Raw genomic sequence first — 26,185 nt, 5'->3', positions numbered from 1 at the left:
CCCTTATAGAACATGCGTGAATAAATTACAACATTATGATTTGCTGAGAGTTTATTTACTCTTGATTGATTTTTTGTTGCGCAAATGAAAAAGGAGCATCATTTGATGCTCCTCGAATACCTCTACAAAAAACAGATTTTTTAGCGATTACAACTGTTTGACGAACTGCTTCAGCCAACCGATGAACTCGCCGTTCAGCTCACGATGGCGTACGGCATATTCCACATTGGCTTTCATATAGCCGAGTTTGCTGCCGCAATCGTGGCTCTTGCCCTTCATGAAGTAGGCGTTGACCTGCTCCTGCTCCATCAGCATGGCGATGGCGTCAGTCAGCTGGATCTCGTCACCGGCACCGGCCGGGGTCTTCTCCAGCAGCGGCCAGATATTGGAGGAGAGGACGTAACGACCCACCACCGCCAGATTGGAGGGGGCTTCGTCACGGGGCGGCTTCTCGACAATGGCCTGCATTGGCAGGGACATCCCCTCGCTCAGGGCCTCGCCCTTGATGTCGGCGATGCCGTACTTGTCCACTTCGCTTTCGGGAACCGCTTCCACCATGATCTGGCTGATCTGGTTCTCTTCGAACATATGCACCATCTCGGCCAGGTTGTCTTTTTTCGGGTCGCTGGCCACTTCATCAATCAGCACATCAGGCAGCAGCACGGCGAAGGGGTTGTCACCGATCAGCGGGCGGGCACAGAGGACCGCGTGGCCCAGCCCTTTGGCCTCCCCTTGGCGGACGTGCATAATGGTGACGTCTTTCGGGCAGATCTGTTGCACCTCTTCCAGCAGCTGACGCTTGACTCGCTTCTCGAGGGTCGCTTCCAGTTCGAAACTCTTGTCGAAGTGGTTTTCGATGGAGTTCTTGCTCGAGTGGGTGACCAGCACGATCTCTTTGATACCGGCGGCGATGGCTTCGCGCACTACGTACTGGATCAGCGGTTTGTCGACCACCGGCAGCATCTCTTTCGGGATGGCCTTGGTGGCTGGCAGCATACGGGTACCCAGACCGGCTACCGGGAGCACGGCCTTGCGAACTGTCAGAGGAGTCTTTTTCATGGAAAACTATCCAGCGGGATTAAAGTGCGGCCATGATACTCCAAGAAAAATGGGGCAGCCACAGGCTACCCCATTCGTATATGCAGAGCTCGGACGTTATTTGACGATGATCATGTCACGGTTGGCTTCCAGCGTGGCAGGGCCAATTCCATTGACATCTGCCAGCTGATCGACCGAGGTGAACTTTCCCTGTTTCTCCCGATAGTCGACGATGGCTTGTGCCTTCTTGTCGCCAATCCCTTTCAGGCTGGTGAGTTCGGCAAGGGTGGCCGTATTGATATTCAGCTTGCCGGCTTCCTTGGCGACCTCGGCTGTGGTGGTTTGCTTCGGCGCTGCTTTATCAGCGGCCAACACAGGTTGGCTGAACAGGGGCAAGCAGGCTAACAGCATGATTGCAGAGAGCTTCTTCATCAGCATTTCCATTCCTCCATGATGTTGGATTTTGCCGAGTAGGCAGTTTGAGAAATAGCGTATCGAACGGGTCTTTTTCACTGCTATTTCTAACAGGTCAAATTCTCATGCCGATGGTGGCGGATTTGCTATAAGCGCTTAGCCATGAATGCCGCCGTATAGCCAACCTTATGATCTGGAATGTATTTCAGATGCATCTTTGATTTGACGAGCAAACTTCTCCGAGATGCTCTGCTCAAACCGTTGTGGAGGTGCCGGATGGAATTATTCTGCGCAACAAAGTGCAGATGGCATGTTTCACTGGTCTTCAAAGAGAGAACCAATAAAAAAGGCTGCTCACCTGGGGTGAGCAGCCTTTGTGATCGGTTTTTTCAGGCGGATGCTGATTAGGCTTGTTCGTCAGCCTGAGCAGCCTGGATACCGGTCAGGGCGATGGTGTAGACGATGTCGTCAACCAGGGCACCACGGGAGAGGTCGTTGACCGGCTTGCGCATGCCTTGCAGCATCGGGCCGATGGAGACCAGGTCAGCAGAACGCTGCACCGCTTTGTAAGTGGTGTTACCTGTGTTCAGGTCAGGGAAGACGAACACGGTAGCTTTACCGGCAACCGGTGAGTTCGGTGCCTTGGACTTGGCTACGTTCTCCATGATGGCCGCATCGTACTGCAGCGGGCCGTCGATGATGAGGTCGGGGCGCTTGGCCTTGGCCAGCTCGGTCGCTTCACGCACTTTCTCTACATCGGCACCGGCGCCGGAGGTGCCGGTAGAGTAGGAGATCATGGCGACGCGCGGCTCGATGCCGAACGCGGCTGCGGAGTCGGCGGACTGGATGGCGATCTCGGCCAGCTGCTCGGCAGTCGGGTCCGGGTTGATCGCGCAGTCACCGTAGACCAGCACCTGGTCAGGCAGCAGCATGAAGAAGATGGAGGAGATCAGTGAAGAGCCCGGAGCGGTCTTGATGATCTGCATCGGCGGACGGATGGTGTTGGCAGTGGTGTGCACCGCGCCGGATACCAGGCCGTCAACTTCATTGCGCTCCAGCATCATGGTACCCAGTACCACGTTGTCTTCAAGCTGCTCGCGGGCAACCACTTCGGTCATGCCCTTGTTCTTGCGCAGCTCGACCAGACGCGGCACATAGCGCTCGCGCACAACGGCCGGATCGATGATTTCGACGCGATCGGTCAGTACCACACCCTGCTGTTCGGCAACGCGACGGATCTCTTCCGGGTTACCCAGCAGCACCGGACGGGCAATGCCACGCTCGGCACAGATGGCGGCAGCCTTGATGGTGCGCGGCTCGTCACCTTCCGGCAGCACGACACGCTTGTTGGCCTGACGGGCCAGCTCGGTCAGCTGATAACGGAATGCCGGCGGGCTCAGACGACGGGAACGGGTAGAGCTGACGGTCAGTGACTCGATCCAGTGTTTGTCGATGTGGCCAGCGACGTAGTCCTGTACCAGCTCGATACGCTCGCGGTCATCTTCCGGAATATCGACGTTGAAGTTCTGCAGGCTGACGGCGGTCTGCCAGGTGTTGGTACCGGTCATCATGATCGGCAGGCCGGTGGCCATGGCCTGTTGGCACAGCGCCATTACCTGCGGCTCCGGATGATAGTTACCGGTCAGCAGCAGGGCGCCCAGCTTGACGCCGTTCATGGCGGAGAGGCAGGCGGAGACGATGACGTCAGAGCGGTCGCCGGAGGTCACCAGCAGGCTGCCCGGACGGAAGTGCTCAACCATGTTGTGGATGGAGCGGGCACAGAAGGTCACGGTCTGCAAACGGCGGCTGTCTAGCTCGCCTTTGTGCAGGATCTTGGCGGCCAGATGCTTGGCAAGATCCTTGGCGCGCGGGGCGATCAGCTGGGTGTTCCAGGGGATGCAGCCGAGGATGCGCAGCGGGCTCTTGCCAAACACTTGCAGCACTTCCAGGTTGTGAGCCGCGTCAGAAGCGTGGTGATGGGCCTCGAACATCTCGGTCAGGTCAGGGCGGGTTACGCCATGCTCGTCAACCGGCGCGCCCACCTTGTTGATCACGCAACCAACGATGCGGGGGTTGTTGACACCACCGAAGTTGGAGCAGGCCAGCTCAATGCGCTCTTTCAGCTTCTGGCTGGAGTCATGGCCCGGGTGGGTCACGAATACCATGTCAGCGTCCAGCGCCTTGGCGACGTCGTAGTTCAGCTTGTTGGCAAAGGGCTGCTTGTCGGTCGGCACCATACCTTCGACAACCAGCACTTCGGCACCACTGGATTTCACGTGCTCTTCGAAGCGGGCAACGATCTCTTCCAGCAGGATATCGGTGTTGCTGGAGCTGATCATGTTCTCGGCGTAGGAGAGGGTGAAGGGCTCGGGCGGGTTGATGTTGGCAGCTGCGCGGATAACGGCGGTTGAGCGCTCTGCGCCGGTTTCACCCGGACGCGGCTGGGCAACCGGTTTGAAGAAGCTGACATTGACACCGTGACGCTCCATGGCGCGAACAACGCCAAGACTCACGGAAGTTACGCCGACACCAGTGCCGACCGGGATAAGCATAATAGTGCGTGCCACTTTATACCCCTTGTTCATTTTTTGGGATCAGGAAAAGGCCGCCCTGTGGGCGGCCTCGAGTTACTGCGTCAATTAAGCGCCGACCAGTTCCAGCGCGTCGTGGGCGATAACCCACTCTTCGTTGGTCGGGATAACCAGGGCCTTGGTAGAACCAGCCTTGGTGATCTCGCCACCCTTGCCGAAACGAGCCTTCAGGTTGGCGTCGTGATCGACGTCAAAGCCCAGCAGACCCAGCTTGTTCAGGGTGATTTCACGGATCGGGGCGGAGTTTTCACCGATACCACCGGTGAAAACAACGGCGTCCAGACGACCGTCCATGGCGGCAGCGTAGGCGCCGATGTACTTGGCCAGGCGATAGCAGTAAACGTCCATAGCACGCTTGGCTTCTTCTTTGCTGTCGTAGTTGTCTTCAACAAAACGGCAGTCGGAGGTCACTTCAGTCAGACCCTGCAGGCCGGACTCTTTGGTCAGCATGGTGTTGATATCGGCCACGCTCATGCCAAGCTTGTCGTGCAGGAAGAAGATGATGGCCGGGTCCAGATCGCCGGAGCGGGTACCCATAACAAGGCCTTCCAGCGGGGTCAGACCCATGGAGGTATCAACGGATTTGCCGTTCTTGATGGCGCAGACGGAACCGCCGTTGCCCAGGTGGCAGTTGATGATGTTCAGCTCTTCAACCGGCTTGTTCAGCTGCTTGGCAGCTTCCAGGCTGATATAGTAGTGGCTGGTGCCGTGAGCGCCGTAGCGACGGATGCCGTTCTCTTTGTAGAGCTTGTACGGCAGGGCGTACAGGAAGGCTTCTTCCGGCATGGTCTGGTGGAACGCGGTATCGAATACGGCCACGTTCTTGTCAGCCAGCGCCGGGAATACGCGGCGAGCTTCACGGATACCGATCAGGTGAGCCGGGTTGTGCAGCGGTGCGTACGGAACGGCGGCTTCGATGCCGTCGATCACGTCGTCACAGATAACGACGGAAGAGGTGAAGCGCTCGCCGCCGTGAACAACACGGTGACCGATGGCGATCAGGTTCTTGGACAGTTCCGGATTGAGCGGCAGGATCTTGTTGACGATGAAGTCCAGCGCTTCCTGGTGAGCGGCACCCGCACCCAGATCGGCACTGCCCTTCTCGCCATTCAGTTTCCACTTGATGCGGGCGTCGTCGAGGTTGAAGCACTCGGCCAGGCCGGACAGCAGGTCATCACCGGTGGTTGCGTCAATGACGGCAAACTTCAGGGAAGAGCTGCCACAGTTAAGAACAAGAACCAGCTTACTCATGAATAAATCCTATCGCAGATTGGGTTGTGTAGGCGGATGCGTTGGACGCGGTGCGGCCAAAAACTTTCAACTTATCCTTATGAGGGTTGGCAATCTGTTGCTTGCCCCTTGTATAGTGATACAAGACCCGAAATCCAGACGTCCCTGACAGGTCAATAGCAAGAAGCTTTTGACGCAAAAATGGGCGTACAAAGGATAACCCGATTGTTGAAAAATAACAAAGTCATCCTCAACCTTTGTTACTTTGCATCAAATTTTGTCGAGGTTTTGCCGTTAGTACGTTCAAAAAGCGCTCGGAGGTAGTATGAGCATGAACATTTTTGGAACTAAGTTACAGCAAGGCCGCCATTATATGACGCTTTGGCCGCGCCGTCCCGAGCTCAATTCGATGTTTCCTGAAAATCGGGTGATCAAGGCGACCGAGTTCGCCCTCAAGGTGATCCCCGCACTGGCGGTGTTGAGCGTGATGCTGCAGTTCCAGTTTGGCGAGCTGCACTACTGGCCTTCTGTCATCACTTCCGTGCTGTTTCTGCTCAGTTTGCCGCTGCAGGGCTACTACTGGCTCGGCCAGCGTGCCGATACCCGATTGCCCCCGTCGCTGGCGAGCTGGTATCGGGAGATCAACGGCAAGATGAACGAGCAGGGTGGCCGCCGCCAGCTGGTTTCCCAGCCGCGCTATGAAGAGCTGGCCGATACCCTCAAGGCCGCCTTCCAGCAGCTCGATAAATCCTTTCTCTACGAATAACCCGTTTCAGATGCAAAAAGGCGCCAGTGGCGCCTTTTTTGTTGCGGTTGGTATGCGGATCAGGCCGCCAGCACCTTGCGGATCTCCTGGATGGAGAGCTTGTACTGACGTGGACACTGACGCCACACCTGCAGCATCCGCTGGTATTTGTCGCGCATGGCGATGTCGCTGGAGAGCTCGTCGCACGGGCACTTGAGCTCGGGGAAGCGCTTGTCCACCTCCAGCAGGAAGCAGACGTAGTCAGCCAGCTCACGCTCTTGGCTGCGGCTGTAGCCGTTGAACTCCAGCCGACTGGCGTTGATCTCGCCCTGATCGGCTACATCCAGATTGCCCCATGAGATGGCCAGTGCGTGGTGCAGCTCTAGGGTGTCGATTACCTCTTGGCAGGTCGCCAGATCCAGATGGCCGAAGCTCTTCTCCAGCTCGAGGATCTGCAGGCAGTAGCCGCGCTCGATGATGGTGCTTGCGCGCTGGTAGGCGTCCGCTTTCTCCGGATTGAGTTTCGCCAGAATTTCGTACTGGTTGCTCAGGATCAAACGCTCAGTGTTGCTCATGTTCATGGGATATCTCGCTGGAATATGATTCTTGGGTCACGTTAACCCATATATAAAATGAATTTTTTGATCTGGGCGGGGGAGTTGGTGAGAAAAATCCGTTGGCAAGGGGCGGCTGACCAGACAAAAAAGGCCTGCATGGCAGGCCTTTCAATGACGCAGGGGAGGGTTATCCCTTGAGGAAATCCAGTACCACCTGATGGTGATCGCTGGTTTTGAACTTGTCGAAGTGGTGGGCAATCTTGCCCTCTTCATCGATCAGGAAGCTCTGACGGTGAATGCCGTCATACTCTTTGCCCATGAATTTCTTCGGGCCCCAGACGCCAAAAGCATCGGCGACGGCGTGGTCTTCATCGGCCAGCAGGGTGAAGTTGAGCTGGTCCCGCTCTTCGAACTTTTTCAGCCGTTTGGCCGGATCCGGGCTGATGCCAAGCACCACCACATTGAGGGCGGCCAGCTCGGCGTTCACATCGCGCAGGCCGCAGGCCTGGGTGGTGCAGCCGGGGGTCATTGCCTTGGGATAGAAATAGACCAGCACCTTCCTGCCGCGCAGGCCAGCGAGGCTGACCTGATTACCATTCTGGTCGGGCAGGGAGAAATCGGGGGCGGGGCTGCCAGCTTGTAGTGGTTGCATGGGGTCTCCTCGGGTAAAACGCCCTCAGGCGTGTTTGCGATTGACGATAAACTCGAACGATTCGGCACCCAGTTGACGACAGAATTCGGCGAAGGCGGTTTGCGAACCTTCCACTTCACCCTCTCTGGCCAGATTGAGCTGAAAACTGATCTTCAGCAGGTTGAATGGCTGCTGCTCCAGGGTCATGGATTGCATCGCCTGAATGTTCCAGCCATGTTCGCTGAAGAACTGGGTGCACTGGCTTACGATGCCGGGCTCGTCGCGGATCAACAGGTCGGCACTGGCGCGGACGTCATACTGCAGGGACTGGTGGCGCTCGGTGCGTTTCATCATGGTGATGAGATCCCACTCCTGGCTACGCAGAGGCAGGCTGATTTCGAGTTGCATCATGCTGTTCCAGTCGCCCGAGAGCAGCATGATAAAGGTAAATTCATTGCCGAAGATGCCAAGGCGGCTGTCCACAATGTTGCAACCACAGCCACTGACGTGGCGGGTCACTTCATTGACGATGCCAGGCCTGTCCGTGCCGATGGCCGTTACGACCAGGTAGTGAGTCATAAATCTTCTCTCGTCCGTTATTTCGTTGCGAAAGCCGCGCTGGCAAGCCAACCCTCCGGCCCTGATGACCACTCCCTGAGGGACGCTGCCGACTTTCGTCCATTACTTTTTGTTCCGGATGGTATCACGGCTTGCCCCCTCTCTCCCTTGTTTTTCAAAGGGGTCAGCTTTACCATTACGCCCCTGAAAATCGGGAGAAAAGTCCATGTTACGCGGTAGTATTGTTGCGCTCGTTACCCCCATGCTGGCTTCAGGTGAAGTCGATTGGGCCAGTCTGGCCAAACTGGTCGACTATCATGTCAGCGCCGGGACCTGCGCCATTGTTGCGGTGGGTACCACAGGGGAATCGGTGACCCTGAGCGAGCAGGAGCATATCGCCGTCGTTGAAAAGACCGTTGAGTATGCCGCCGGACGCATTCCCGTCATCGCCGGTTGCGGCTCCAACAATACTGCCCATGCCATTGAATTGGCAAAGCGACTGGCCAAAACCGGCGTGGTGGCGGGTCTCTCGGTGACTCCTTACTACAACAAGCCCACTCAGGAAGGTCTCTATCGCCACTATTGTGCGATCGCCGAGGCTAGTGGTCTGCCCCAAATTCTTTATAATGTGCCCGGTCGCACCTGTTGCGATCTCAAACCGGAGACCGTGGCCCGTCTGGCCAAGGTTCCCGGCATTATCGGTTTGAAAGAGGCAACCGGCGATTTGAGCCGCACCCCGCTGCTGCGCGAGCTGTGCGGGCCGGAGTTTGCTCTCTACAGTGGCGACGATGCCACTGGTTGTGATTTTATGCTGCAAGGTGGCGATGGCGTGATTTCGGTCACCACCAATATTGCAGCGGCCCAGATGGCCGACATGTGTCGTGCTGCGCTGGCCGGTGATGCCGGGCAGGCGCATGACATCAACAATCTCTTGATGCCGTTGCACAAGACTCTGTTCTGCGAACCGAGCCCCACCCCGGTGAAATGGGCCTGTGCCCAACTGGGGTTGATTGCAACAGCCACCTTGCGCCTGCCGCTGGTTGACCTCACCCCCGAGGGCGAGCAGCTGATGGCGCGAGCACTGACCACAGCGGAGTTGATGGCGAGTGTTTAAATCTAATGGAAAGGGAAATAGAGCCCGTCTGGTGCTGAGCGTTGCGACTGTGGCCGTCTTGGCCGGTTGCAGCACCCCCCAGGATCGCAAAATGGCCAACCGCGACTTCGGTTATGAAGATGCCCGCCTCGAGGGCCGCGCGTTCTTGATCCCCGCAGGATTGAGTGCCCCCACCTTCAACAGCCAGTACGACATCCCGCCGCTGCCCGAGAGCAGCCGTGAAGGTGCCCTCGGCGCCCAGGTCGATGTGCGTCCACCCGCCCAGCTGCTGACCGTGGTACCGGGCAGTCAGGTGGTGCAGAGTGCAACCGAACCGACCGTTGCCTTCTATGCCCTGAGCACCAGCCAGAGCGTGGAGCGCGATACCTGGTCGTTCCTGATGAACTTCCTGGCCAAATACAAGGTCACCACCGAGAAGCTGGATCAGCAGGATGGCGTATTGCAGACCGGCTGGTTTGACAACACTGTTGCCCTCGATGGCTGGGGTGAAGATGACGAAGACTTCAAAATCCGTCAGCGTTACCAGTTCACCGTGCGCAACGATGCCCAGCGCCACGCCGTCAATATGTCGGTCCGGGTACTGGATCACGAAGAGACCATCGACGGCGAGACCAGCAACAAGCTGACCCCTGCCGATGCCCAGCGCTATGCCGCGCGAGTGCTGAACCAGTTCTCTCTCTATTACGACAGCCAGCTGAAAGCCCGCGAGCAGCACAAGTCCAACGATGGCATGGGTCTGCAACTGGGTCTGGACAACAACGAGCTGAGCGCCTGGATTGCCGAAGGTTCCTTTGATCAGGTGTGGCGTCGCCTTAATCAGGTACTGCCTGCTTACGGTTTCACCATCAAGGATACCCAGCAGTCTCTGGGCTGGATCGACGTCGAGTACGAAGAGCCGGGTGCCGAGTTCTGGAAGGCGAAAGGGAGCGAGCCGTTCAAACTGGAGGAGGAGAAATACCGCTTCCAGCTTGGCGAAATGGCGGGAGGCAAGACCTCCATCACCCTGTTCGACAAGGACAAGAAGCCGGTATCGTCCGGGGTTATCTCCCAGATGTATATCAGCCTGTCCGAGGCGTTCGCCAAGGGGCTGGCCGATCAGGCAGCAGCAAAAGCAGAATAAATACAGGGGCCTTGTGCCCCTGTTTTGTTATCAAAATCCCCCTGAAAACGCGGGGATTCCGAGCGGTTTTCGATGATGCGAGCCCCCTTGCCAGTCCGTTGCAAACAGAGCGCGCGGGTGAGGGACTCGCGATGTTTACCCCCCACAAACAGGAAGTGTTATTAGCCATGAGTCTTGCAGATCAAGTATTGGCGGTGAATGACGATTTGCCGATCCGTACCGATAAACCTGTCCATTCCGGCAAAGTGCGCAGCGTCTACTGGTTGACCCCCGAAGACAGTGCCCGGCTCATAAAAGAGAAAGGCTATGATGTGCCGGCCGATGCGCCCCTCGCCCTCATGGTGATCAGCGATCGCATCTCGGCCTTCGATTGCATCTGGCAAGGTGTGGATGGCCTGAACGGCGTGCCGGGCAAGGGCGCGGCGCTCAATGCTATCTCCAGCCACTGGTTCAAGCTGTTCAAGGAGAAGGGACTGGCCGACAGCCACATTCTGGATATTCCGCACCCCTTCGTCTGGATCGTGCAAAAAGCCCGTCCGGTGATGATCGAGGCGATTGCCCGCCAGTACATCACCGGCTCCATGTGGCGTGCCTACAAGGATGGCGAGCGCGAGTTCTGCGGCATCACCCTGCCGGAAGGGCTGAAAAAGGATCAGAAACTGCCGGAGATCCTCATCACTCCCTCCACCAAGGGCGTGCTGAAAGGGCTGGATGGCGTGCCGGAAGCCGATGACGTCAACGTCTCCCGTGTCGATATCGAGCGCCACTACAAGGGCTTCAACTTCAGCAAACCGGCCGACATCGACCGCTACGAAGTGCTGCTCAAAGAGGGCTTCAACGTCATCAGCGACGCGCTGGCCGGGCTGGATCAGATCTTCGTCGATACCAAGTTCGAGTTTGGTTACGTCCACGATGCCGCCGGCAACGAGAAGCTGATCTACATGGATGAAGTGGGCACCCCCGACAGCTCCCGTATCTGGGATGGCGCGGCCCTGCGCGACGGTCAGATTGTCGAGAAGTCCAAAGAGGGTTTCCGTCAGTGGCTGCTCAACCACTTCCCGGATCCGGACATCCTGCTCAACAAGAACCGCATGCCGGAACGTTTTGCCCTGGCCCGCGACAACAAGCTGCCGACCGAAGTGATGATGGATATCTCCAACACCTATGTCGGGATCGCCGAGAAGATCATCGGCCACAAGCTGGCGCGTTCTGCCAATCCCAAGCTGGAGATCATCGAGGTGCTGCGCGATCAGTACGGTCTGATCGACTAAGGGTTGCGCTCTTTTTTGTCGCCTAGAAACAAACGTTTACCGGTGGCGATGGAGAGAGGCAGAGAAACAGACGGGCCCCGCTATGGGGCCCGTTTTTATTGCTGGTCTGGCGGCAAGCGAGCGGCGATCAGCCGTTGACCCTGAACACCTGACCTGTCTGGATGCCCAGCACCGACTTCTTGTAAGCCTGCGCCACCTTGGCGGCGGGCACCGGCACGAACCCCGGGAAGAAGTCGGCGTATTTGTCCATCGACTCCGCCAGCACGGTGGGGCTCACCACGTTGATGCGAAGGCCCCTTGGCAGCTCGCAGGCGGCCGCTTTCACAAAGTGATCGATGGCGCCATTGACTGTGCTGGCGCTCACGCCCCAGTTGATCGGCTCCTCGCTCAAAATACCGCTGATCAAAGTGATGGAACCCTTGTCAGTCAGATAGGAAATGGCGGCTCGGGTCAGGTTGATCTGGCCCATCAGCTTGCTCTCCAGTCCCACCTGCCACTGTTCGTCGGTCATCTCGGTCAGGCCGTTGAAGGCCACGCTGCCGCTGGCGACAACCAGTGCATCAAACTGGCCCACTTGGGCAAACAGCGCCTTGATGGAGGCGGGATCGCGCATGTCGACCGTGGCATCACCACGGCTGTGGCCGACCCGGATCACCTGATGATCTTTGGCAAGCAGTTCACTGACCGCGGAGCCGACGGTGCCGGAGGCACCCACAATCACAATTTTCATCTGCATCACTCCTGGTTGGGATGTATCGATTCTAGCGCAACAGAAAATGCGAAAAAGCGCGTAAAATAAACCCATTGTTTCCATATTGGAGCTAATGATGGATATCGCCCATCTGGCCAGCTTTTACGAGGTGGTGCTGCGCGGCAGTTTCTCGGCTGCGGCCGATACGCTTGGGGTCAGCAAGGGGATGCTGAGCCGCCATGTCAGCGCGCTGGAGTCCTCCCTCAATGCGCAACTGTTGCAGCGCACCACCCGCCGGCTCAGTCTGACCGAGGCGGGGAAGACCCTCTATCAGCAGGCGGGGGAGATCTTCGCGCTGGCTCGGCAGGCGGAGCAGGATATTCAGGCGCTGACCGAAGAGGATTGCGGACGACTGCGTTTTACCTGCCCGGTCAGCACCGGCGATCGGATGGTGAGCGAGCTGCTGACCAGCTTTGCCGCGCTCTGCCCGGGAGTGGAGGTGGAGCTCAACTTCACCAACCAGATGGTCGACATGAGCCAGGGAGAGAACGACATCGCCCTGCGCGCCATGAGCGAAGTGCCGGATAATCTGGTGGCCCTGCCGCTGGGGCGGCTCAAGGATGTGGTGGTGGCGAGCCCCGCACTGGTGGCGCGAGAGGGGCGTCCCGCCACTCCCTATGAGCTGAGCGGGCGCAGCTGCCTGTTGCAGGGGCACAATCCGGCCTGGGAGCAGTGGCACTTTATCCATGAGGGGGAAGAGGCACACATTCTGGTGCAGGGCAAGGTGCGGGCCAACCACTACAGCACAGTGTTGCAACTGGCGCGCGCTGGTATGGGCTATGCCAAGTGCCCGCTGATGCTGGTGGAATCGCTGCTGATGGCGGGGGAGCTGGTGACCGTGCTTGACGAGTGGCAGAGCGGTCTGCATCAGCTTCATGTGCTGCATGCCCAGCAGCGGCGGGTACCGCGCAAGATCCGGCTGTTCAAGCAAGTGCTGGCCCAGTGGTTTGCCGAGCGACCCAACTACCTGCTCTGAGCGGCGTTATTTTTCTGTCATCTTCGGCTGCTACCCTGCGCCCATCATCGGCATCAGGAAGATCAGCGGGAATGAAGAGCAATAGAGGGTTGACCGGGTTTGTGCTGCTCTGTGCAGGCTTGGGGGCTGGCAGTGCGCAGGCCATGGTGGAAGTGAAGGTGCCGGAGAATTTCCGCATCCTCGCGGTGAGCAACGGCACCTTGCAGGATGAGCAGCATGCCACCCTGGCGGATGGCGAACAGCAACTGTTGGTGCGCTTCGAGGGGGTGATCCCCAGTCGCAGCAGCAGCGAGAATGATCGGCAGGTACGCTCCGAGCCACAGGTGGTGCGCTATCAGGGCAGCAATCAGCATTTGCAGCTGACGGCCAGCGTACCGGCCGATGAGCGGGGGATGCAGGCGTATGCAAAGGCTCCTGTGGTGGCGTTGCAGGAGAATGGTCGCGCGCTGGCTATCCAGCAGGATGCGCTGGTGACCAGTGGTATGCTGCTTGGGGTGGATTGGAATGGCAAACTGGCTGAATACAACCGCAGCGGTGGCAAGGCGGCGCTGACGGCAGTCGCTGTTGCTGCGCCGCCAGTGGCTATGCCCGCCAGCGGGGCGCAACCCGGTGTGGCTGCCAGCGAGCTGGAAGGGCAGTTGCAGCAGTTGTTCCTCCGGGCCGATCCGGCTTTGCGCAAGCGCTTTATCGGTTGGGCCGTGCCACAGCTTTAAGTTTTTCGCCCGTTGCAGTAACGTGGGCCCTCCCTTTTGGATGCCCTCTTCATCTTACTCAACGAGGTGTTCATGTTTGAACTGCATTCACGCCTGCAGGCGGATACCTGCTGGCTTGGCGATCTACCGCTCTGTCGCGCCCTGCTGGCCAAAGACAGTCAATACCCCTGGCTGATTCTGGTGCCGCGAGTGGCCAACCTGCGCGAGATCCACCATCTGGCACCGGAGCAGCAGCAACAGCTGATGCAGGAGTCCTGCGCCGTCGCCGCCCTGATGGAGCAGGCCCTCAGTCCGGACAAGATCAACATAGGGGCGCTGGGCAATCTGGTGCCACAGCTGCACATTCACCATGTCGCACGTTTCGCCACCGATGCTGCCTGGCCCGGCCCCATCTGGGGGGCTCATCCGATCGTGCCTTATGAGCCACAGGTGCTGGCGCAGCAGGCCGACAGATGGCGTGACCGGCTCGCCAAGCTGAGCGGTTTTACCCCTGCGGCTGCTGATAACGGCGTCAACTGAGAGGCGTGTCGCTATTTCAGTCTTCGGGCCGCGCCATCTGTTAGAGTTATGGTATAGATAAGCCCATTCTCGATGTTCAGGAAGGTCCCATGATAGTGACAAGAGCCGATGATGACGTCGTGTTGACGACTGAGGATGTACTGCTCAGCCTGTGCAACTCGGTGACCGATGTGTTGAGTGCCGCGACCATGAGTCAGGTGCGGTTTTCCGGCATGGTGCAGCGGATCAGCAAGACCTGCCTCAAGCCGGATATCGGCTGCTTCGTGCTGTTCGATGGCGGTTTTTCCGGTCTGGTGGTGATCAACTTCTCCGCCGCTGCCGCCATGGAGTTGTACGAGAGCTACATGCTGAGCATGGGGCTCTCCAAGGAGGATCTCGCCATCTCCCATACCTCTGACGAGGTGAGCAACGTGATGGGCGAACTGATGAACCAGATCGTTGGCAGCTTTACCGTCAAGGTGGGCCGGGATTTGCAGACTCACATTACCCAGAACCAGCCGAAGATGCTGGCCCTCAACAAGCAGGTGATGCTGAGCGTCGATACCAATCTTGACAGTCCGGAGTCCCGCCGCGTCACTTTCTTCACCGCCCGCAACAACATCTTCTATCTGGAGCTGGCGATGGACAAGACCGAGTTTATTCGCATTCACAATGAGGGGATGGAGCACGAGGAGCTGGATCCTGACGCCCTGATCGCCCAGGCCAAGCAGGATGCCGCCAAGCCGGCCCCGGCAGCCGCTGCGCCAGCCAGTAATGATCACGATGATCTGCTCGACTCTTTGGGTATTTGAGGCAAATGCCGGATAGCAACAAGGCCACCTTCGGGTGGCCTTGTTGTATCGGTGCTCACAACCGTTATTAGAAGTTGTAGAGCAGGCCGGTGTTGAACATCACCGATTCAGAATCGTAGAAGTTGATGTCGGAATCGGACTTGGCGTAGCCAGCGGTAAAGGTTGCCGAGAGCGGTGCAATACCGAACAGGCGGTGCCAGAAGAAGGTACCGGTCAGGGCAAACTCGTCGGAGTCGGCTTTTTTGTTACCAAAGTCAGGGATTGGGTTGGCTTCATTATATTTGGTCTGACCCAGATAGAGGTTGCTGACGAAGGACCACTGGGATGCCCGCTTGCCGTAGGTCAACTGGAGGCCGTTGCTCTTGTAGCTCTGGGCGCTGCCGTCCAGGTCAGCCTGACGGTGGATGAAAGCCGGCTCCAGCACCTGACCGGCTGCCAGCTGCCATTTGTAGGAGAGGTCGAGGGCGTGGATCTTGCCGTTGCGATCCAGCTTGGCCGCCGTGTCGGCACCATACTGGCTGCCACTGCGCTCTTCATCGACTTCGATGTTGCGGGTGGTCAGGCTGCCGAAGAAGTTGCTGCCCCAGATATTGTCCCAGGCGAAGCGCACCCCTTTTGACTTGATATCGGTCGACTGGCGATCGACGCTTACGGCGAAGGGATCGCTCCACTGCTCGGTTGGCATGGCATTGAAGACCACGGAGCCGGCCACTGTGCCCTTGTTGCTCATCTCCTGGCGGATACCGAGTTGCTGGGTGAAGTCGAAACGGATGGCATCCTGGATCAGGTTACCGAGGAAGACCTGGGTGCGGGTATCGGCAAAGGTGTAACGGATATCTGCGTTGAGCAGCGGGGCGACGGCGGAGCTGCTCTCTGCACTGCCCAGTCCGCTCAGTCGACGATTTTCGTCGTCACCGCTGTAAAAGTTGGATTCGTAATTGATGACGTTGACGCCGCCAAGCAGGAAACCGGACCAGCCCGATTCGTTGGGAATGGTTCCCAAATCCGCATATGCACTATTTGCGACCAGCAGGCCCAGACCAAGCAGGGTAGTGTTGCGCATCAGATAACTCCTAAATTAAACGCGTTTAAATTACCAGGTGGGCGATTATAGGGGGCCACCCTTAATGGCAACTGACAGAATTTCATCAAATATCCTAACTCACTCATTTCACTAGGCGAATCGTTAATTAATTGTGCGAGATAAGAAGAGTTCAATTCTCTGTGCTGGTATTCTGTTCGCGGATATGGGGGAGAAAATAACAAGATGAAGCAGATTAAATCCTGGGCACAATATTACGTCGATCTGATGACCAAGCTGGGACTGGTGCGCTTCAGCATGTTTCTGGCGGCTGGCATCATAGTGCTGGCTGTCGCCATCCAGATGGGGGTGACCCTGTTCCTGCGCGGCAATATTGATGTGATCGACTTCGTGCGCTCGGTCTTCTTTGGCCTGCTGGTGACCCCCTGGGCGGTCTATTTTCTCTCCATCGTGGTGGATCAGCTGGAGGATTCCCGTCAGCGATTGAGCCGGATGGTGCGCAAGCTGCAGGATATGCGCGAGCGGGATCTGGAGCTCAACAGTCAGTTGCAGGAGAACATCAGTCGCCTCAATGCCCAGATTGCCGAGACCAACCGGGCCGAGGCACTGCGTCTGCAGGCCATCGAGGATCTCGAGAACGAGGTGTTCCAGCGGGAGAAAGCCCAGCTTCATCTGGGGGAGCGTACCGCTCTGCTGCGCTCCTTTATCGACTGTTCCCCGGATCTGGTCTACTACCGCAATGAGGATGAGCAGTTCTCCGGTTGCAACCGCGCCATGGAGGAGCTGACCGGCAAGGCGGAGAGCGAGCTGATTGGCCTCACACCTTTCGATGTCTACAAGCAGGAGATCGCCAACAAGGTGGTGGAGACCGACAAGCAGGTCTTTGCCAGCAACGAGCCGCTCACCTACGAGCAGTGGCTGGAGTATCCCGATGGCCGTAAAGCCTACTTCGAGCTGCGCAAGGTGCCCTTCTTCGACCGCTTCGGCAAGCGACTCGGCCTGCTCGGTTTTGGCCGCGACATCACCGAGCGCAAGCAGTATCAGGACAAGCTGGAGAAGGCGAGCCGCGACAAGACCACCTTTATCTCCACCATCAGCCACGAGTTGCGCACCCCGCTCAACGGCATTGTAGGGTTGAGCCGGATGCTGATGGATACCCCGCTCGACCCGAGCCAGCGCCAGCAGCTCAAGACCATTCACTTAAGTGCGGTCACCCTCGGCAACATCTTCAACGACATCATCGATCTCGACAAACTCGATCGGCGTCGGCTTGAGATCGCACCAACCCGGATCGACCTGCCTGCCTTCCTCGACGAGCTGGAGACGCTGTCGCGTATTCAGGCGGAGCAGAAGGGGCTCTATCTGCACTTTGATCGCGATGGCGACATGCCGCAGTTCGTGATGGCGGATGGCACCCGACTGCGTCAGGTGCTGTGGAATCTGGTGGGCAATGCGGTCAAGTTTACCGATGAGGGGGGGGTCACCGTGCGTTGCCTCTCCCATCCTGCCGACGAGCCGGGCAAGCTGGCCCTGCACTTTGAGGTGGAGGATACCGGCATCGGTATCCCGCGCGCCCAGCAGGAGAAGATCTTCGCCATGTACTATCAGGTGCAGGGCAAGAAGCACGCCACCGGCACCGGCATTGGCCTCGCGGTCTCCCGTCAGCTGGTGCAGGCGATGGGCGGCCAGCTCTATGTGGACAGCGATCCGGGCGAAGGTTCCTGCTTCACTGCCGAATTGGAAGTGGCTTGCGCCGAGCCTGTGTTGCCAGAGCAGGAGGAGGAGATGCCTTCCCTCGATATCCTGCTGGTGGAGGATGTGGAGCTTAACGTGACGGTGGCCTGCGCCTTGCTCAACAAGCTGGGTCATCAGGTGCAGGTGGCACGGGACGGCACCCAGGCGTTGGCGATGGCCAACCCGGATGATTTCGACCTCATTTTGCTCGATATCCAGCTGCCGGACATGACCGGCTTCGATGTGGCGAAAACCCTGCTGGAGCGTTATGGCGACAGCCTGCCACCCATGGTGGCACTCACCGCCAACTCAACCGGCGATCGCCAGTACTACCGGGATCACGGCATGCAGGATGTCATTAACAAGCCGCTTGGCTCCAAAGCGGTGCGGGAGGTGATTGGTCACCTGTTTGCCGATCTGGCCGAGGATGAAGCGGACGAGCAAGCTGATGCGGGCAATCAGGATGCCCTGCTGGATATTCCCTTCCTCACTGATTATGCCGATACGGTGGGCAAGCCGGTGCTGCTCTCCAGCGTCGAGCTGTTCGAGAAGATGATGCCGGACTACATGGCGGTGCTCGACTCCAACATGATCGCCCGGGATCAGGCGGGGGTGGTGGAGGAGGCACACAAGATAAAAGGGGCGGCAGGCTCCATTGGCCTGCGCCGATTGCAGCAGACGGCCCAGCTGATCCAGAGCCCGGATCATCCCGCCTGGTGGGAAAACGTGGAAGACTGGATTGAGACGCTGCGCCGCGAATATCCGGGCGATATCGCCCGTCTGCGGCGCTGGTTGCTGTCTTGAGTCTGATGGAAGTTGCTGGCAAGGAGCTGCGAGATGTATAGCCGTTTGATTACCCCCGCGCGCATCCACCCTTGGGGGAATGAGGAGCTGCTGGAGGCGACCGAGCAGGATCGCGCCCGTATCGTGCAGGCCGCGCCGGTGCGTCGGTTGCAGCAGAAGACCCAGGTCTTTCCGCTCGATGTGAAGGCCTCGGTGCGCAGCCGTCTCACCCACTCGCTGGAGGTGCAGGAGACCGGCCGCCAGATCAGCCGCCGCATTCTGGCTGCCTTGCCAGCAGGCACGGTCTGCGAAGGGGCTTTTATCAATCTGGTGGAGATGTCCTGCCTGCTTCATGACGTGGGCAACCCGCCGTTTGGCCACTTTGGCGAGCAGGTGATGAGCCAGTGGCTCGGCGAGATGCTCGATCCCCTCTATCAGCAGGCGCTGGCGCAGCCACCTTCGGCCCAGTGGGCTGAATTGCGTCAGGATCTGCAACTGTTTGATGGCAACGCCCAGAGTCTGCGGCTGGTGCACAGCTTGCACGAGCTCAACCTGACACTCGGACAACTGGCGGCGCTCTGCAAATACCCGCAGCAGCCGCAACCCGGGGTGAGCTATGGCCAGCATCATGGCTGGAGCAGCAAGCGGGGCATCTTCTTCAGTGAGCAGCCGCTCTACCGCGCCCTCGGTCAGAGCCTGGGTCTGGCCCCCGGCTGCCGTCATCCGCTGGTTTACATCATGGAGGCGGCCGATGACATCTCCTACTGCATCGCCGATCTGGAAGATGCGGTAGATCGGCGGATCCTGACTCAGGGTGAACTGCTGGCGGCGCTGCGAGCTGCTGACCAGAGTGACTACATGGGCACCTTGCTGGATGAGGCGCTGGCTTCTGGTCGGGGCTTTTTCCCCCATTTTCGCCAGCAGCTGACCCGGGATCTGGTGGCGTTGGCGGCGCAGAGCTATGTCAGCGAACATCAGGCCATTTTGCAGGGATCCTATCCGCAAGCGCTGCTGCACGGTCAGGCGCCGGCGGCGCGGGTGCTCGATATCCTCAAGCGGGTGGCCCGTGAGCTGGTCTTTATGCGCCCCGAGGTGGAAGCGCTTGAGCTGGAGGGGTATGCGGCGCTGCGCGGGGTGCTGACCAGTTATGCCTGCCTGTTGTCGCTGCCAGCGCCACAGTTTGCCCGTCTGCTGGCCGGGGAGGGGAGTCAGGCGCTTTTCTTTGCGCGCCGCCTCTATCACCGTCTCTCGGCCCGCCATCTCAAGGCCTATCGATTGGCGATCGCCACCCCGGATCCGCGCTTTGCCTGCCAGAACGAGCAGGAGTGGTATTACCGGGTGCGGCTGCTGCTCGATTATGTCAGCGGCATGACGGATACCTATGTACTGGAAGAGTACCGGCTACTCTCGGGGATCTGATGCCCCAGGCTCCCTGTCGGGCAGCATAAAATGCCGTAAAAACGTTTAAAAAGGAGTCGCAAGAGGCTTGTTTTAAATTCGGATATTTTTTAGACTTCTGCAATCTGTTCAACTTTTACCCGGTAAGGAGACGAAAATGCAACATCTGATGCTCAATATTGCATTCTCTCGCGGCACTGCGTGCGGCGTGAAATCTCGTGCTCTTTTACCGCGTGGCGTAAACAGGTAACCCCTGTCTTTTTATCACCCGCGGTTCGTCCCGCAGGGTGATATCCACTTTCTCCGGGAGAACCGCATGTTCAACTGGAGAATGTCATGTCTATCGAACTGGTTTTACTGCGCAGTGTTGAATCCCTGGTCCAGAGAAGGATTGCCCGGGTCGAGCGTCGTCTCGCCGTGGTCAATCTGTCACCTGCCCTGCTGAAAGATATTGGTCTGGAAGGGTTTGAGGGACAGATCGCCCATATCCGCGAAAGCGAGTATCAAACCGGCTTTCGGCTCGGGAATCGAATAACCTGATCCATAGGGGAGGGTAAACGCTCTCCCCGTGGTGACGTGGCAGGCGTAATGCCTGCCATTTTTGTGTTTGCAGGTTGATTTTTTATTCACTTTTCTGTGCCCCGGCACTATCCTCTCTGCCCCGTTTGTGACAGATGCGTATGTTTTCTCGCCTTGTTCCGCCAGGATCGGCAAGATTAGATATGGTGGCCTATCTGTTTTACTCATCAGGACAAGACTTCATGTCACTCTTTCGTCAGCTTTTTCTCCCCCTGTTGCTGCTGTTTTCCGGCCTGCCTGCTGTTGCTGTTCCCCAGTTGGAAAAGGCAGTGGCGGACCACCAGAGTGCGGTTGATGAAGAGTTGGTGGTCGGGGTGCCCCGTGGTGGTTATCCTCCGTTCCTCTATGAACTGCCCAATCAGCGCTATGCCGGTCCGCTCAAGGAGCTGGCCTCGCGTATTGCGGCAGAAATGGGGGTCTCCCTGCGCTATGTCTCCTACAACTCCTATGTGGATGCCCGTGGTGCGCTGAACAGACGCCAAGTTGATGCCTTGATCGGGGTCGAGCTCGATGCGCTCGAGCTGGAGGGGATGAATCATATTGGCTATCTGGGCTCCTACGCCCGCGCCATCTTGATGCGCCATCCGGATCAACGTTTGACCCTGGAACAGGCGCGCAAGCTTCGCTGGGTCTGTATTCGCGGTTTTGGCAGTTGCAATGAGCTGGCGCGACTGGGGATGCCTCATGTGACCGAGCTGGAGAGCCGTGACGAGGCGACCTATATGGTCAAACTGGGGGCGGCCGATGCTTATCTGGCTCTGGGGCCGATCATTGCCATGGAGATGGAGCGGTTGCCTGAGTCGATGGGGATTGTGATCCCGGACTGGATCCCCGGTAGTGCATTGACCATTGCAACCAGTACCCATGACCCGGCGCTGACGGATCGCATCTGGCAGGCCTACCAGCGGATCCCGGTGGCTGATGCCCGGTTGCGGCTGAATCAGGAAGACAGCCGTTTCAAGGCGGGTTTGTTGCTGGAACCAGACGAGGTAGCCTGGTTAAAGAAGAAGAGCAAGGTGGTCAGGTTTGCCGTTGCGCCGTCGTTTGCCGGTATCAGCGAGATTGATGACGAAGGGGTGTTGCACGGCTATGCGGCAGATTTGATGAAGTTGTTGAGTCTGCGCTCGGGGATCCGCTTTGAACTTGAGCCGACCAGCACCTGGCAAGAGTCTCTGGCTCTGCTGAAACAGCACAAGGTGGATCTGATCCCCCTGATGACACCGCTCAGGGATCGCGAGGCATTTGCCTCCTTCAGCTCCTCCTACCTTAAATTCGACAGCTATGTGGTATCCCGGCGCGGCGCACGCCCGTTGAAGTCGCTGGCGGAGCTGAAAGGGCGCCTGATTGGTGGCGTGACCGGTTCTTATGAAGCTTCTCTTATCAGCGCCCATGGTGGCAACGTCATTGAAGTGGGCAAGGATACCGAGCTGCTTACCCTGCTTGATACGGGGAAAGCCGAGTATGTGCTGTTGACCATGACCAATCTGGGGCAGCAGGCCATGAAGGGCTTCAACGAAAAGTATCAGGTGGTGCTGAGCTCCCCCGAGTTTTCCGTGCCCATCAGCATGGCCGTTGATATCAGGCAGCCCGAGCTGCTGCGGATCATGGACAAGCTGTTGCTGACCATCACGGATGAGGAGTGGCAACTGCTGGAGCGGCGCTGGCTCAATGTTTCGGTAAATGTCGAATCCGATTACAGCCAGTTCTACAAGTGGCTGGCGCTGGGCGGAGTGGCCTTGTTGACCTGCGGTCTGCTGGTGATGTTCTGGGCCCGCAGCCTGCGTCGCCAGATTGCGCAGCGGAAAATCGCAGAGAGCAAACTCAACGAACAGTTGCTGTTTGTACAGACCCTGCTCAACTCATTGCCGACCATGGTGGCATTGCGCGACAGCGAGCAGCGTATAACCCTCTGCAACCGGGCTTATCGCGATGCCTTTCTCGTTGATGTCAATGGCGAGGCGCTTGACGACCTGCAAAGCATCCCCGAGCCCCTGCGTGCGAGCGTGCTGGAAGAGGAGCGCCGGATATGGCAAAGCGGCCAGGAGCTGGAGGGGGCCGGCAATAGCTTGCGTGCCGATGGCACCCCTTTTCATGTTATCTATGCCAAGCGCCCTTACCGGGACCCCGATGGCAACATGCGGGGTGTGCTGACAGTGCTGACCGATGTCAGCCGTATCAAGGAAGCCGAGGAGCGTGCTCGTCAGGCTGAAACTCGCCTGACCCAGATCACCGACAGCATGCCCGGCGTAGTCTACCAGTATCTGTGGCTGGGGCCGGGCAAGGGACGCTTTCTTTATGCCTCTCAGGGGGCCAACGAGATCCTGGGGGTATCTCATCAGGATTTATTTAACGCTGAATCGGGTGGTGAGGTATTTGGCTTTACCGAACAGGCCCTGCAGGAGTTTGTCAGCAAGGTGGCCAACCATGCCGAGACCCTGGCCCCCCTCGATCTGGAGGTCAAGGTGGAGCGCCCTGACGGGGATCGCTATCTGCAGGTACGCGGCAATTTTGTCCGTCAGGAGCAGCAGGCGCTGATCCTCAACGGGGTGATTCAGGACATCACGGCCCTCAAGCAGCAGGAGCATGAGCTGCGCGAGGCACGTGCTTATGCCGAGCAGGCGATGCAGGCGCGCAGCCGCTTTCTGGCCACCATGAGCCACGAGTTACGCACCCCCATCTCCGGCATGCACGGCATGCTCGAGTTGTTGCAAATGAGCGAGCTCAACGACGATCAACGTTACATGGTGCGTAATGTGGTCACCTCGACCAACAACCTGCTCTATCTGGTCAACGACATACTCGATTTCTCCAAGATCGAGGCGGGTCAGTTGCAACTGCATTGTCAGGTCAGCCGGTTGCAGACGGTGATCTGCGATGCGATCCGTGGCCACGCTACCCTGGCCCATAGCAAGGGGCTCAACGTGACGCTGGAGTGGGGCCAGCATGTACCTGATTGGGCCGATATCGACGGGGTACGGGTCGGTCAGGTGATCTCCAATCTGCTCAACAATGCGGTAAAGTTCACCGAACAGGGGGAGGTCTCCATCCGGGTCAGCTACCTGCGCGATCAGCTTGCTATCAGTATCCGCGATACCGGTATCGGGATTGCCGAGGAGAAACAGGCATTGTTGTTCACTCCGTTTGAGCAGGTGGAGTCCGACATCAATCGCCGCTTTGGTGGTACCGGGCTGGGGCTGGCAATCTGTGATCAGCTGGTGCGCAAAATGGGGGGCGAACTCACCCTGACCAGCAAGGCGGGAGAGGGATCCCGTTTCCGCTTTACCGTGCCGCTGACCAACCCTCAATGGGATGCGCCCCCGCTGGCTGGCACCGAATGGTGGTTTTTCAGCGCCGATGCCAGCCTCGAGGCGGCCATGCGGCGGTTGGGCGCCAAGCTAAGGCATCTGGATGCCAGCCAGCTCAACCGCTCACTGGAAGGGTTGCTGCTGGCTGATCAGCTGTGGTTGGAGCAGGCCCTCGGCGGTGAGTGGCAGGGATGGTTGCAGCATGTCTCATTGAGAGGGATCATAGCGTCACCGAACGAGGCCCTTCGCGGCCGGATCGGCGGTCAGTTGTGGTGGCGATTGGGGCTCTCTCCTCTCTACCCGGACCTGCTGCTGGAGAGTTGTCTCGAACTGCTGCAGGAACGGGTCGCCCCGGTTTTGCCTGCGCTGGCCGACAAGCTGGGAGGACGGGTGCTGGTGGCCGATGATCATCCGGTCAATCGCGCCCTGCTGGCACGACAACTGGCTATCCTCGGAATTGAATCCCAGGTAGTGGAAGATGGCGAGAAGGCGTTGCGGGCCTGGCAGGGGCAGCCATTCTCCCTGTTGCTGACCGATTGCCACATGCCGGTGATGGATGGCTATGCCCTGACCAAGGCGCTGCGGGCTGCGGGCGTGACGGCGCCCATTATTGGGGTGACGGCGGATACCTCGGAAGAGGCCCATGCCCGTATGGTGGAAGCGGGAATGAGTGACATGCTGTTCAAGCCCTACCCGCTGGATACCCTGCGCCAGCTGCTGGCACACTGGCTCGCTGAGTCGGTACCGGCGGGCGGTACAGAGGTGACGGCGGTCGATGATGTGCTGGCCGTTCAGGCTGAACGCTGGTTGACCCTGTTTGGCGATGAGCCGACGGCGCGGGCGATGGCGGCGGAATATCTCGACTCCAATCGTCAGGATGGGGCTCATATGATGGCTGCGCTGGCTTGCCATGATTTCAACGTACTGGTAGAAACTGCCCACCGGATCAAGGGGGCAGCCCGCATGGTCGGGCTGCAGGAGCTGGCCACACAGGCTGCTAGGCTGGAGTCGGCTGCCAGATTGAAGCAGCTTGAGGAACTGGATGAGCTGACCGGCAAGGTGCAGCTATTGATGACGGCGATCGCCCACGACATTGGATTATGGCTCGATGAAAAAAGCACAACATGAGTTGGTCATTATGGTCGTGGAAGACCATGGATTTCAGCGCAAGGCGCTGCTGCACCAGGTCCGCAGCCTGGGTTACCAGAATCTGCTGGAGGCGGCCGATGGTGCCGAGGCGCTGGTACTGAGCCAGCAACACGCCGTCGATATCCTGTTTTGCGACCTGCGGATGCCGGGCATGGATGGCATGGCGCTGCTGCGCCGCCTGTCACTGGGCGGTTTTCGCGGGGGGATTATCCTCTCCAGCGCCCTTGAAGACGATGTGGTGGAGGCCGTGTTGCGGATGAGTGCCGCCTATGGCTTGCAGGTGCTCGGTCGCATAGAGAAACCCTCTACCCAGCAGCAGCTCAAGCTGCTGATCGATGCCTGGTCCCCCCGGGAGGAGCCTGCCAGGGAGGAGGAGGGGCACAGGATCGGCCTGGATGAGTTGTGCCGTGCACTCGAGCAGGATCAGTTGCTGCCCTGGTATCAGCCCAAGGTGAGTTTTGCATCCGGCGAGTGGGTCGGGATGGAGGCGCTGGCCCGCTGGCAGCACCCGGAGTACGGCCTGATCTCTCCGGGGCGTTTTATTCCACTGGCGGAGCGCAACGGACTGATCGATCAGTTGACTGAAGTGATCATCGGCAAATCCCTTAGTGATGGTCACTTGTGGGAAGAGACCGGACTCTCGCTCAATCTGTCGATGAACCTCTCCACTACCTCGCTGATCGAGGGCGATTTGTGCAACTCCCTGATCAATCAGTGTCAACGCTGGAGCATCAACCCCGAGCTTATCACCCTGGAGGTGACCGAGAGCGCCTTTGTACAGGATCTGGGCAAGTCGCTGGAGGTGCTGACCCGGCTGCGGATGCACGGCTTTGGCCTCGCCATTGATGACTTCGGTACCGGCTACTCCTCCATGCAGCAACTGGCGCTGCTGCCCTTTACCGAACTGAAGCTGGATCGCTCCTTTGTCGACCGCTGTTTTGAAGACCCATCCCGTCTGGCCATTATCGAGTCCAGTATCGAGCTGGCGCGCAAGTTGGGCCTCAAGTCGGTGGCTGAAGGGGTAGAGGATGAGCAGACCTGGCGGTTGCTGGCAAAGTTGGGCTGCGATGTTTGTCAGGGGTTCTTCTCTGCCAGACCGATGCCACGCAGCGAGTTGCAAGAGTGGCACCGGGCTTGGCAAGATAGATTGCCTACACTGATATCTATCTGATTCTG

Annotated in this window: 22 protein-coding genes; 13 read left to right on the top strand and 9 right to left on the bottom strand. The window is 58.5% G+C overall.

All coding sequences use genetic code 11. The features are described from left to right. Window positions 1-147: 147 nt before the first annotated feature. From galU to G5193_RS11310, 4 genes are all read right to left on the bottom strand, one after another. Window positions 148-1,059: a UTP--glucose-1-phosphate uridylyltransferase GalU gene (gene galU, locus G5193_RS11325; protein WP_227341976.1), complete on the bottom strand. Its 912-nt coding sequence runs from the start codon at window positions 1,057-1,059 to the stop codon at window positions 148-150. Window positions 1,060-1,155: 96 nt separating this feature from the next. Next, a complete protein-coding gene (locus G5193_RS11320) occupies window positions 1,156-1,476 on the bottom strand; it encodes a ComEA family DNA-binding protein (RefSeq protein WP_021231962.1) in 321 nt (106 codons plus the stop codon). Window positions 1,477-1,856: 380 nt separating this feature from the next. Beyond that, a complete protein-coding gene (gene pta, locus G5193_RS11315; protein ID WP_005339119.1) occupies window positions 1,857-4,037 on the bottom strand; it encodes a phosphate acetyltransferase in 2,181 nt (726 codons plus the stop codon). Between the two features lie 54 nt (window positions 4,038-4,091). Beyond that, window positions 4,092-5,294: an acetate kinase gene (locus G5193_RS11310; protein WP_421206035.1), complete on the bottom strand. Its 1,203-nt coding sequence runs from the start codon at window positions 5,292-5,294 to the stop codon at window positions 4,092-4,094. A gap of 304 nt (window positions 5,295-5,598) precedes the next feature. Here G5193_RS11310 and yfbV point away from each other — a divergent pair, with 304 nt between their 5' ends. Then, complete coding sequence (gene yfbV, locus G5193_RS11305) at window positions 5,599-6,039, top strand: terminus macrodomain insulation protein YfbV (RefSeq protein ID WP_005339116.1); 441 nt, start codon at window positions 5,599-5,601, stop codon at window positions 6,037-6,039. Window positions 6,040-6,098: 59 nt separating this feature from the next. Here yfbV and G5193_RS11300 read toward each other — a convergent pair whose 3' ends face one another. The 3 genes from G5193_RS11300 to G5193_RS11290 form a co-directional block, all read right to left on the bottom strand. Beyond that, window positions 6,099-6,599: a YfbU family protein gene (locus G5193_RS11300; protein ID WP_421206034.1), complete on the bottom strand. Its 501-nt coding sequence runs from the start codon at window positions 6,597-6,599 to the stop codon at window positions 6,099-6,101. Window positions 6,600-6,762: 163 nt separating this feature from the next. Beyond that, on the bottom strand, window positions 6,763-7,227 hold the full coding sequence (gene bcp / locus G5193_RS11295; RefSeq protein WP_421206033.1) for a thioredoxin-dependent thiol peroxidase: 465 nt from the start codon (window positions 7,225-7,227) through the stop codon (window positions 6,763-6,765). A 24-nt stretch (window positions 7,228-7,251) separates the two neighbouring features. After that, complete coding sequence (locus tag G5193_RS11290; protein WP_005349229.1) at window positions 7,252-7,785, bottom strand: glycine cleavage system protein R; 534 nt, start codon at window positions 7,783-7,785, stop codon at window positions 7,252-7,254. A 205-nt stretch (window positions 7,786-7,990) separates the two neighbouring features. On the opposite strand from G5193_RS11290, the gene dapA reads away from it, so the two are divergent. The 3 genes from dapA to G5193_RS11275 all read left to right on the top strand — a co-directional run bounded on the left by dapA (window position 7,991) and on the right by G5193_RS11275 (window position 11,269). Next, entirely contained in the window at window positions 7,991-8,878 is an 888-nt protein-coding gene (gene dapA / locus G5193_RS11285; protein WP_139410839.1) for a 4-hydroxy-tetrahydrodipicolinate synthase, read from the top strand. Continuing rightward, a complete protein-coding gene (bamC, locus tag G5193_RS11280; protein ID WP_005349235.1) occupies window positions 8,871-9,998 on the top strand; it encodes an outer membrane protein assembly factor BamC in 1,128 nt (375 codons plus the stop codon). Before dapA ends, bamC begins: the two co-directional genes overlap by 8 nt. 167 nt (window positions 9,999-10,165) lie before the next feature. After that, window positions 10,166-11,269 carry a phosphoribosylaminoimidazolesuccinocarboxamide synthase gene (locus G5193_RS11275; protein ID WP_421206032.1) on the top strand — a complete coding sequence of 368 codons (1,104 nt, stop codon included), beginning with the start codon at window positions 10,166-10,168 and terminating at the stop codon, window positions 11,267-11,269. Window positions 11,270-11,396: 127 nt separating this feature from the next. Here G5193_RS11275 and G5193_RS11270 read toward each other — a convergent pair whose 3' ends face one another. Then, window positions 11,397-11,999: a short chain dehydrogenase gene (locus G5193_RS11270; protein ID WP_421206031.1), complete on the bottom strand. Its 603-nt coding sequence runs from the start codon at window positions 11,997-11,999 to the stop codon at window positions 11,397-11,399. A 97-nt stretch (window positions 12,000-12,096) separates the two neighbouring features. Here G5193_RS11270 and G5193_RS11265 point away from each other — a divergent pair, with 97 nt between their 5' ends. The 4 genes from G5193_RS11265 (at window position 12,097) to G5193_RS11250 (ending at window position 15,019) form a co-directional block, all read left to right on the top strand. Next, a complete protein-coding gene (locus G5193_RS11265; protein WP_421206030.1) occupies window positions 12,097-12,996 on the top strand; it encodes a LysR family transcriptional regulator in 900 nt (299 codons plus the stop codon). 71 nt (window positions 12,997-13,067) lie between these two features. Further along, complete coding sequence (locus G5193_RS11260; protein ID WP_216952912.1) at window positions 13,068-13,709, top strand: DUF2057 domain-containing protein; 642 nt, start codon at window positions 13,068-13,070, stop codon at window positions 13,707-13,709. Between the two features lie 72 nt (window positions 13,710-13,781). After that, window positions 13,782-14,228: an HIT domain-containing protein gene (locus G5193_RS11255; RefSeq protein WP_216952913.1), complete on the top strand. Its 447-nt coding sequence runs from the start codon at window positions 13,782-13,784 to the stop codon at window positions 14,226-14,228. An 89-nt stretch (window positions 14,229-14,317) separates the two neighbouring features. Beyond that, a complete protein-coding gene (locus G5193_RS11250; RefSeq protein ID WP_227341980.1) occupies window positions 14,318-15,019 on the top strand; it encodes a DUF3334 family protein in 702 nt (233 codons plus the stop codon). A gap of 67 nt (window positions 15,020-15,086) precedes the next feature. On the opposite strand, the gene G5193_RS11245 is transcribed toward G5193_RS11250, so the two are convergent. Continuing rightward, complete coding sequence (locus G5193_RS11245; protein ID WP_421206029.1) at window positions 15,087-16,082, bottom strand: DUF2860 family protein; 996 nt, start codon at window positions 16,080-16,082, stop codon at window positions 15,087-15,089. A 204-nt stretch (window positions 16,083-16,286) separates the two neighbouring features. Here G5193_RS11245 and arcB point away from each other — a divergent pair, with 204 nt between their 5' ends. The 5 genes from arcB (at window position 16,287) to G5193_RS11220 (ending at window position 26,180) form a co-directional block, all read left to right on the top strand. After that, window positions 16,287-18,599, top strand: a complete 2,313-nt coding sequence (arcB, locus tag G5193_RS11240) for an aerobic respiration two-component sensor histidine kinase ArcB (RefSeq protein ID WP_421206028.1) — start codon at window positions 16,287-16,289, stop codon at window positions 18,597-18,599. Between the two features lie 33 nt (window positions 18,600-18,632). Continuing rightward, window positions 18,633-19,997, top strand: coding sequence for a dGTPase (dgt, locus tag G5193_RS11235; protein ID WP_270820317.1), 1,365 nt, complete (start codon window positions 18,633-18,635; stop codon window positions 19,995-19,997). A gap of 315 nt (window positions 19,998-20,312) precedes the next feature. Further along, window positions 20,313-20,516 (top strand): hypothetical protein, encoded by a 204-nt coding sequence (locus G5193_RS11230; protein ID WP_245133436.1) that lies wholly within the window; start codon window positions 20,313-20,315, stop codon window positions 20,514-20,516. 221 nt (window positions 20,517-20,737) lie between these two features. Beyond that, window positions 20,738-24,988 (top strand): ATP-binding protein, encoded by a 4,251-nt coding sequence (locus G5193_RS11225; protein ID WP_421206027.1) that lies wholly within the window; start codon window positions 20,738-20,740, stop codon window positions 24,986-24,988. Then, window positions 24,969-26,180, top strand: coding sequence for an EAL domain-containing response regulator (locus tag G5193_RS11220; protein ID WP_216952920.1), 1,212 nt, complete (start codon window positions 24,969-24,971; stop codon window positions 26,178-26,180). The genes G5193_RS11225 and G5193_RS11220 overlap by 20 nt, the downstream gene beginning before the upstream one ends. The last annotated feature ends 5 nt before the right edge of the window (window positions 26,181-26,185 follow it).

The sequence above is a fragment of the Aeromonas sp. 601027 genome (assembly GCF_049174455.1).
In the GTDB taxonomy this organism is placed as follows: Bacteria; Pseudomonadota; Gammaproteobacteria; order Enterobacterales; family Aeromonadaceae; genus Aeromonas; species Aeromonas veronii_A.
The sequence above is the reverse complement of the archived record's forward strand: the minus strand, read 5'-3'. Positions and strand labels throughout refer to the sequence as shown.

Excerpts from the sequence above, each read along its gene's own strand:
- arcB (WP_421206028.1), top strand. The coding sequence starts at position 16,287 with ATGAAGCAGATTAAATCCTGGGCACAATATTACGTCGATCTGATGACC.
- G5193_RS11275 (WP_421206032.1), top strand. The coding sequence starts at position 10,166 with ATGAGTCTTGCAGATCAAGTATTGGCGGTGAATGACGATTTGCCGATC.
- G5193_RS11220 (WP_216952920.1), top strand. The coding sequence starts at position 24,969 with ATGAAAAAAGCACAACATGAGTTGGTCATTATGGTCGTGGAAGACCAT.
- G5193_RS11310 (WP_421206035.1), bottom strand. The coding sequence starts at position 5,294 with ATGAGTAAGCTGGTTCTTGTTCTTAACTGTGGCAGCTCTTCCCTGAAG.
- G5193_RS11260 (WP_216952912.1), top strand. The coding sequence starts at position 13,068 with ATGAAGAGCAATAGAGGGTTGACCGGGTTTGTGCTGCTCTGTGCAGGC.
- G5193_RS11270 (WP_421206031.1), bottom strand. The coding sequence starts at position 11,999 with ATGAAAATTGTGATTGTGGGTGCCTCCGGCACCGTCGGCTCCGCGGTC.
- G5193_RS11255 (WP_216952913.1), top strand. The coding sequence starts at position 13,782 with ATGTTTGAACTGCATTCACGCCTGCAGGCGGATACCTGCTGGCTTGGC.
- bcp (WP_421206033.1), bottom strand. The coding sequence starts at position 7,227 with ATGCAACCACTACAAGCTGGCAGCCCCGCCCCCGATTTCTCCCTGCCC.
- yfbV (WP_005339116.1), top strand. The coding sequence starts at position 5,599 with ATGAGCATGAACATTTTTGGAACTAAGTTACAGCAAGGCCGCCATTAT.
- G5193_RS11290 (WP_005349229.1), bottom strand. The coding sequence starts at position 7,785 with ATGACTCACTACCTGGTCGTAACGGCCATCGGCACGGACAGGCCTGGC.
- G5193_RS11320 (WP_021231962.1), bottom strand. The coding sequence starts at position 1,476 with ATGCTGATGAAGAAGCTCTCTGCAATCATGCTGTTAGCCTGCTTGCCC.
- G5193_RS11300 (WP_421206034.1), bottom strand. The coding sequence starts at position 6,599 with ATGAACATGAGCAACACTGAGCGTTTGATCCTGAGCAACCAGTACGAA.
- G5193_RS11245 (WP_421206029.1), bottom strand. The coding sequence starts at position 16,082 with ATGCGCAACACTACCCTGCTTGGTCTGGGCCTGCTGGTCGCAAATAGT.
- G5193_RS11265 (WP_421206030.1), top strand. The coding sequence starts at position 12,097 with ATGGATATCGCCCATCTGGCCAGCTTTTACGAGGTGGTGCTGCGCGGC.
- pta (WP_005339119.1), bottom strand. The coding sequence starts at position 4,037 with ATGAACAAGGGGTATAAAGTGGCACGCACTATTATGCTTATCCCGGTC.
- dgt (WP_270820317.1), top strand. The coding sequence starts at position 18,633 with ATGTATAGCCGTTTGATTACCCCCGCGCGCATCCACCCTTGGGGGAAT.
- galU (WP_227341976.1), bottom strand. The coding sequence starts at position 1,059 with ATGAAAAAGACTCCTCTGACAGTTCGCAAGGCCGTGCTCCCGGTAGCC.
- G5193_RS11230 (WP_245133436.1), top strand. The coding sequence starts at position 20,313 with ATGTCTATCGAACTGGTTTTACTGCGCAGTGTTGAATCCCTGGTCCAG.
- G5193_RS11225 (WP_421206027.1), top strand. The coding sequence starts at position 20,738 with ATGTCACTCTTTCGTCAGCTTTTTCTCCCCCTGTTGCTGCTGTTTTCC.
- dapA (WP_139410839.1), top strand. The coding sequence starts at position 7,991 with ATGTTACGCGGTAGTATTGTTGCGCTCGTTACCCCCATGCTGGCTTCA.
- G5193_RS11250 (WP_227341980.1), top strand. The coding sequence starts at position 14,318 with ATGATAGTGACAAGAGCCGATGATGACGTCGTGTTGACGACTGAGGAT.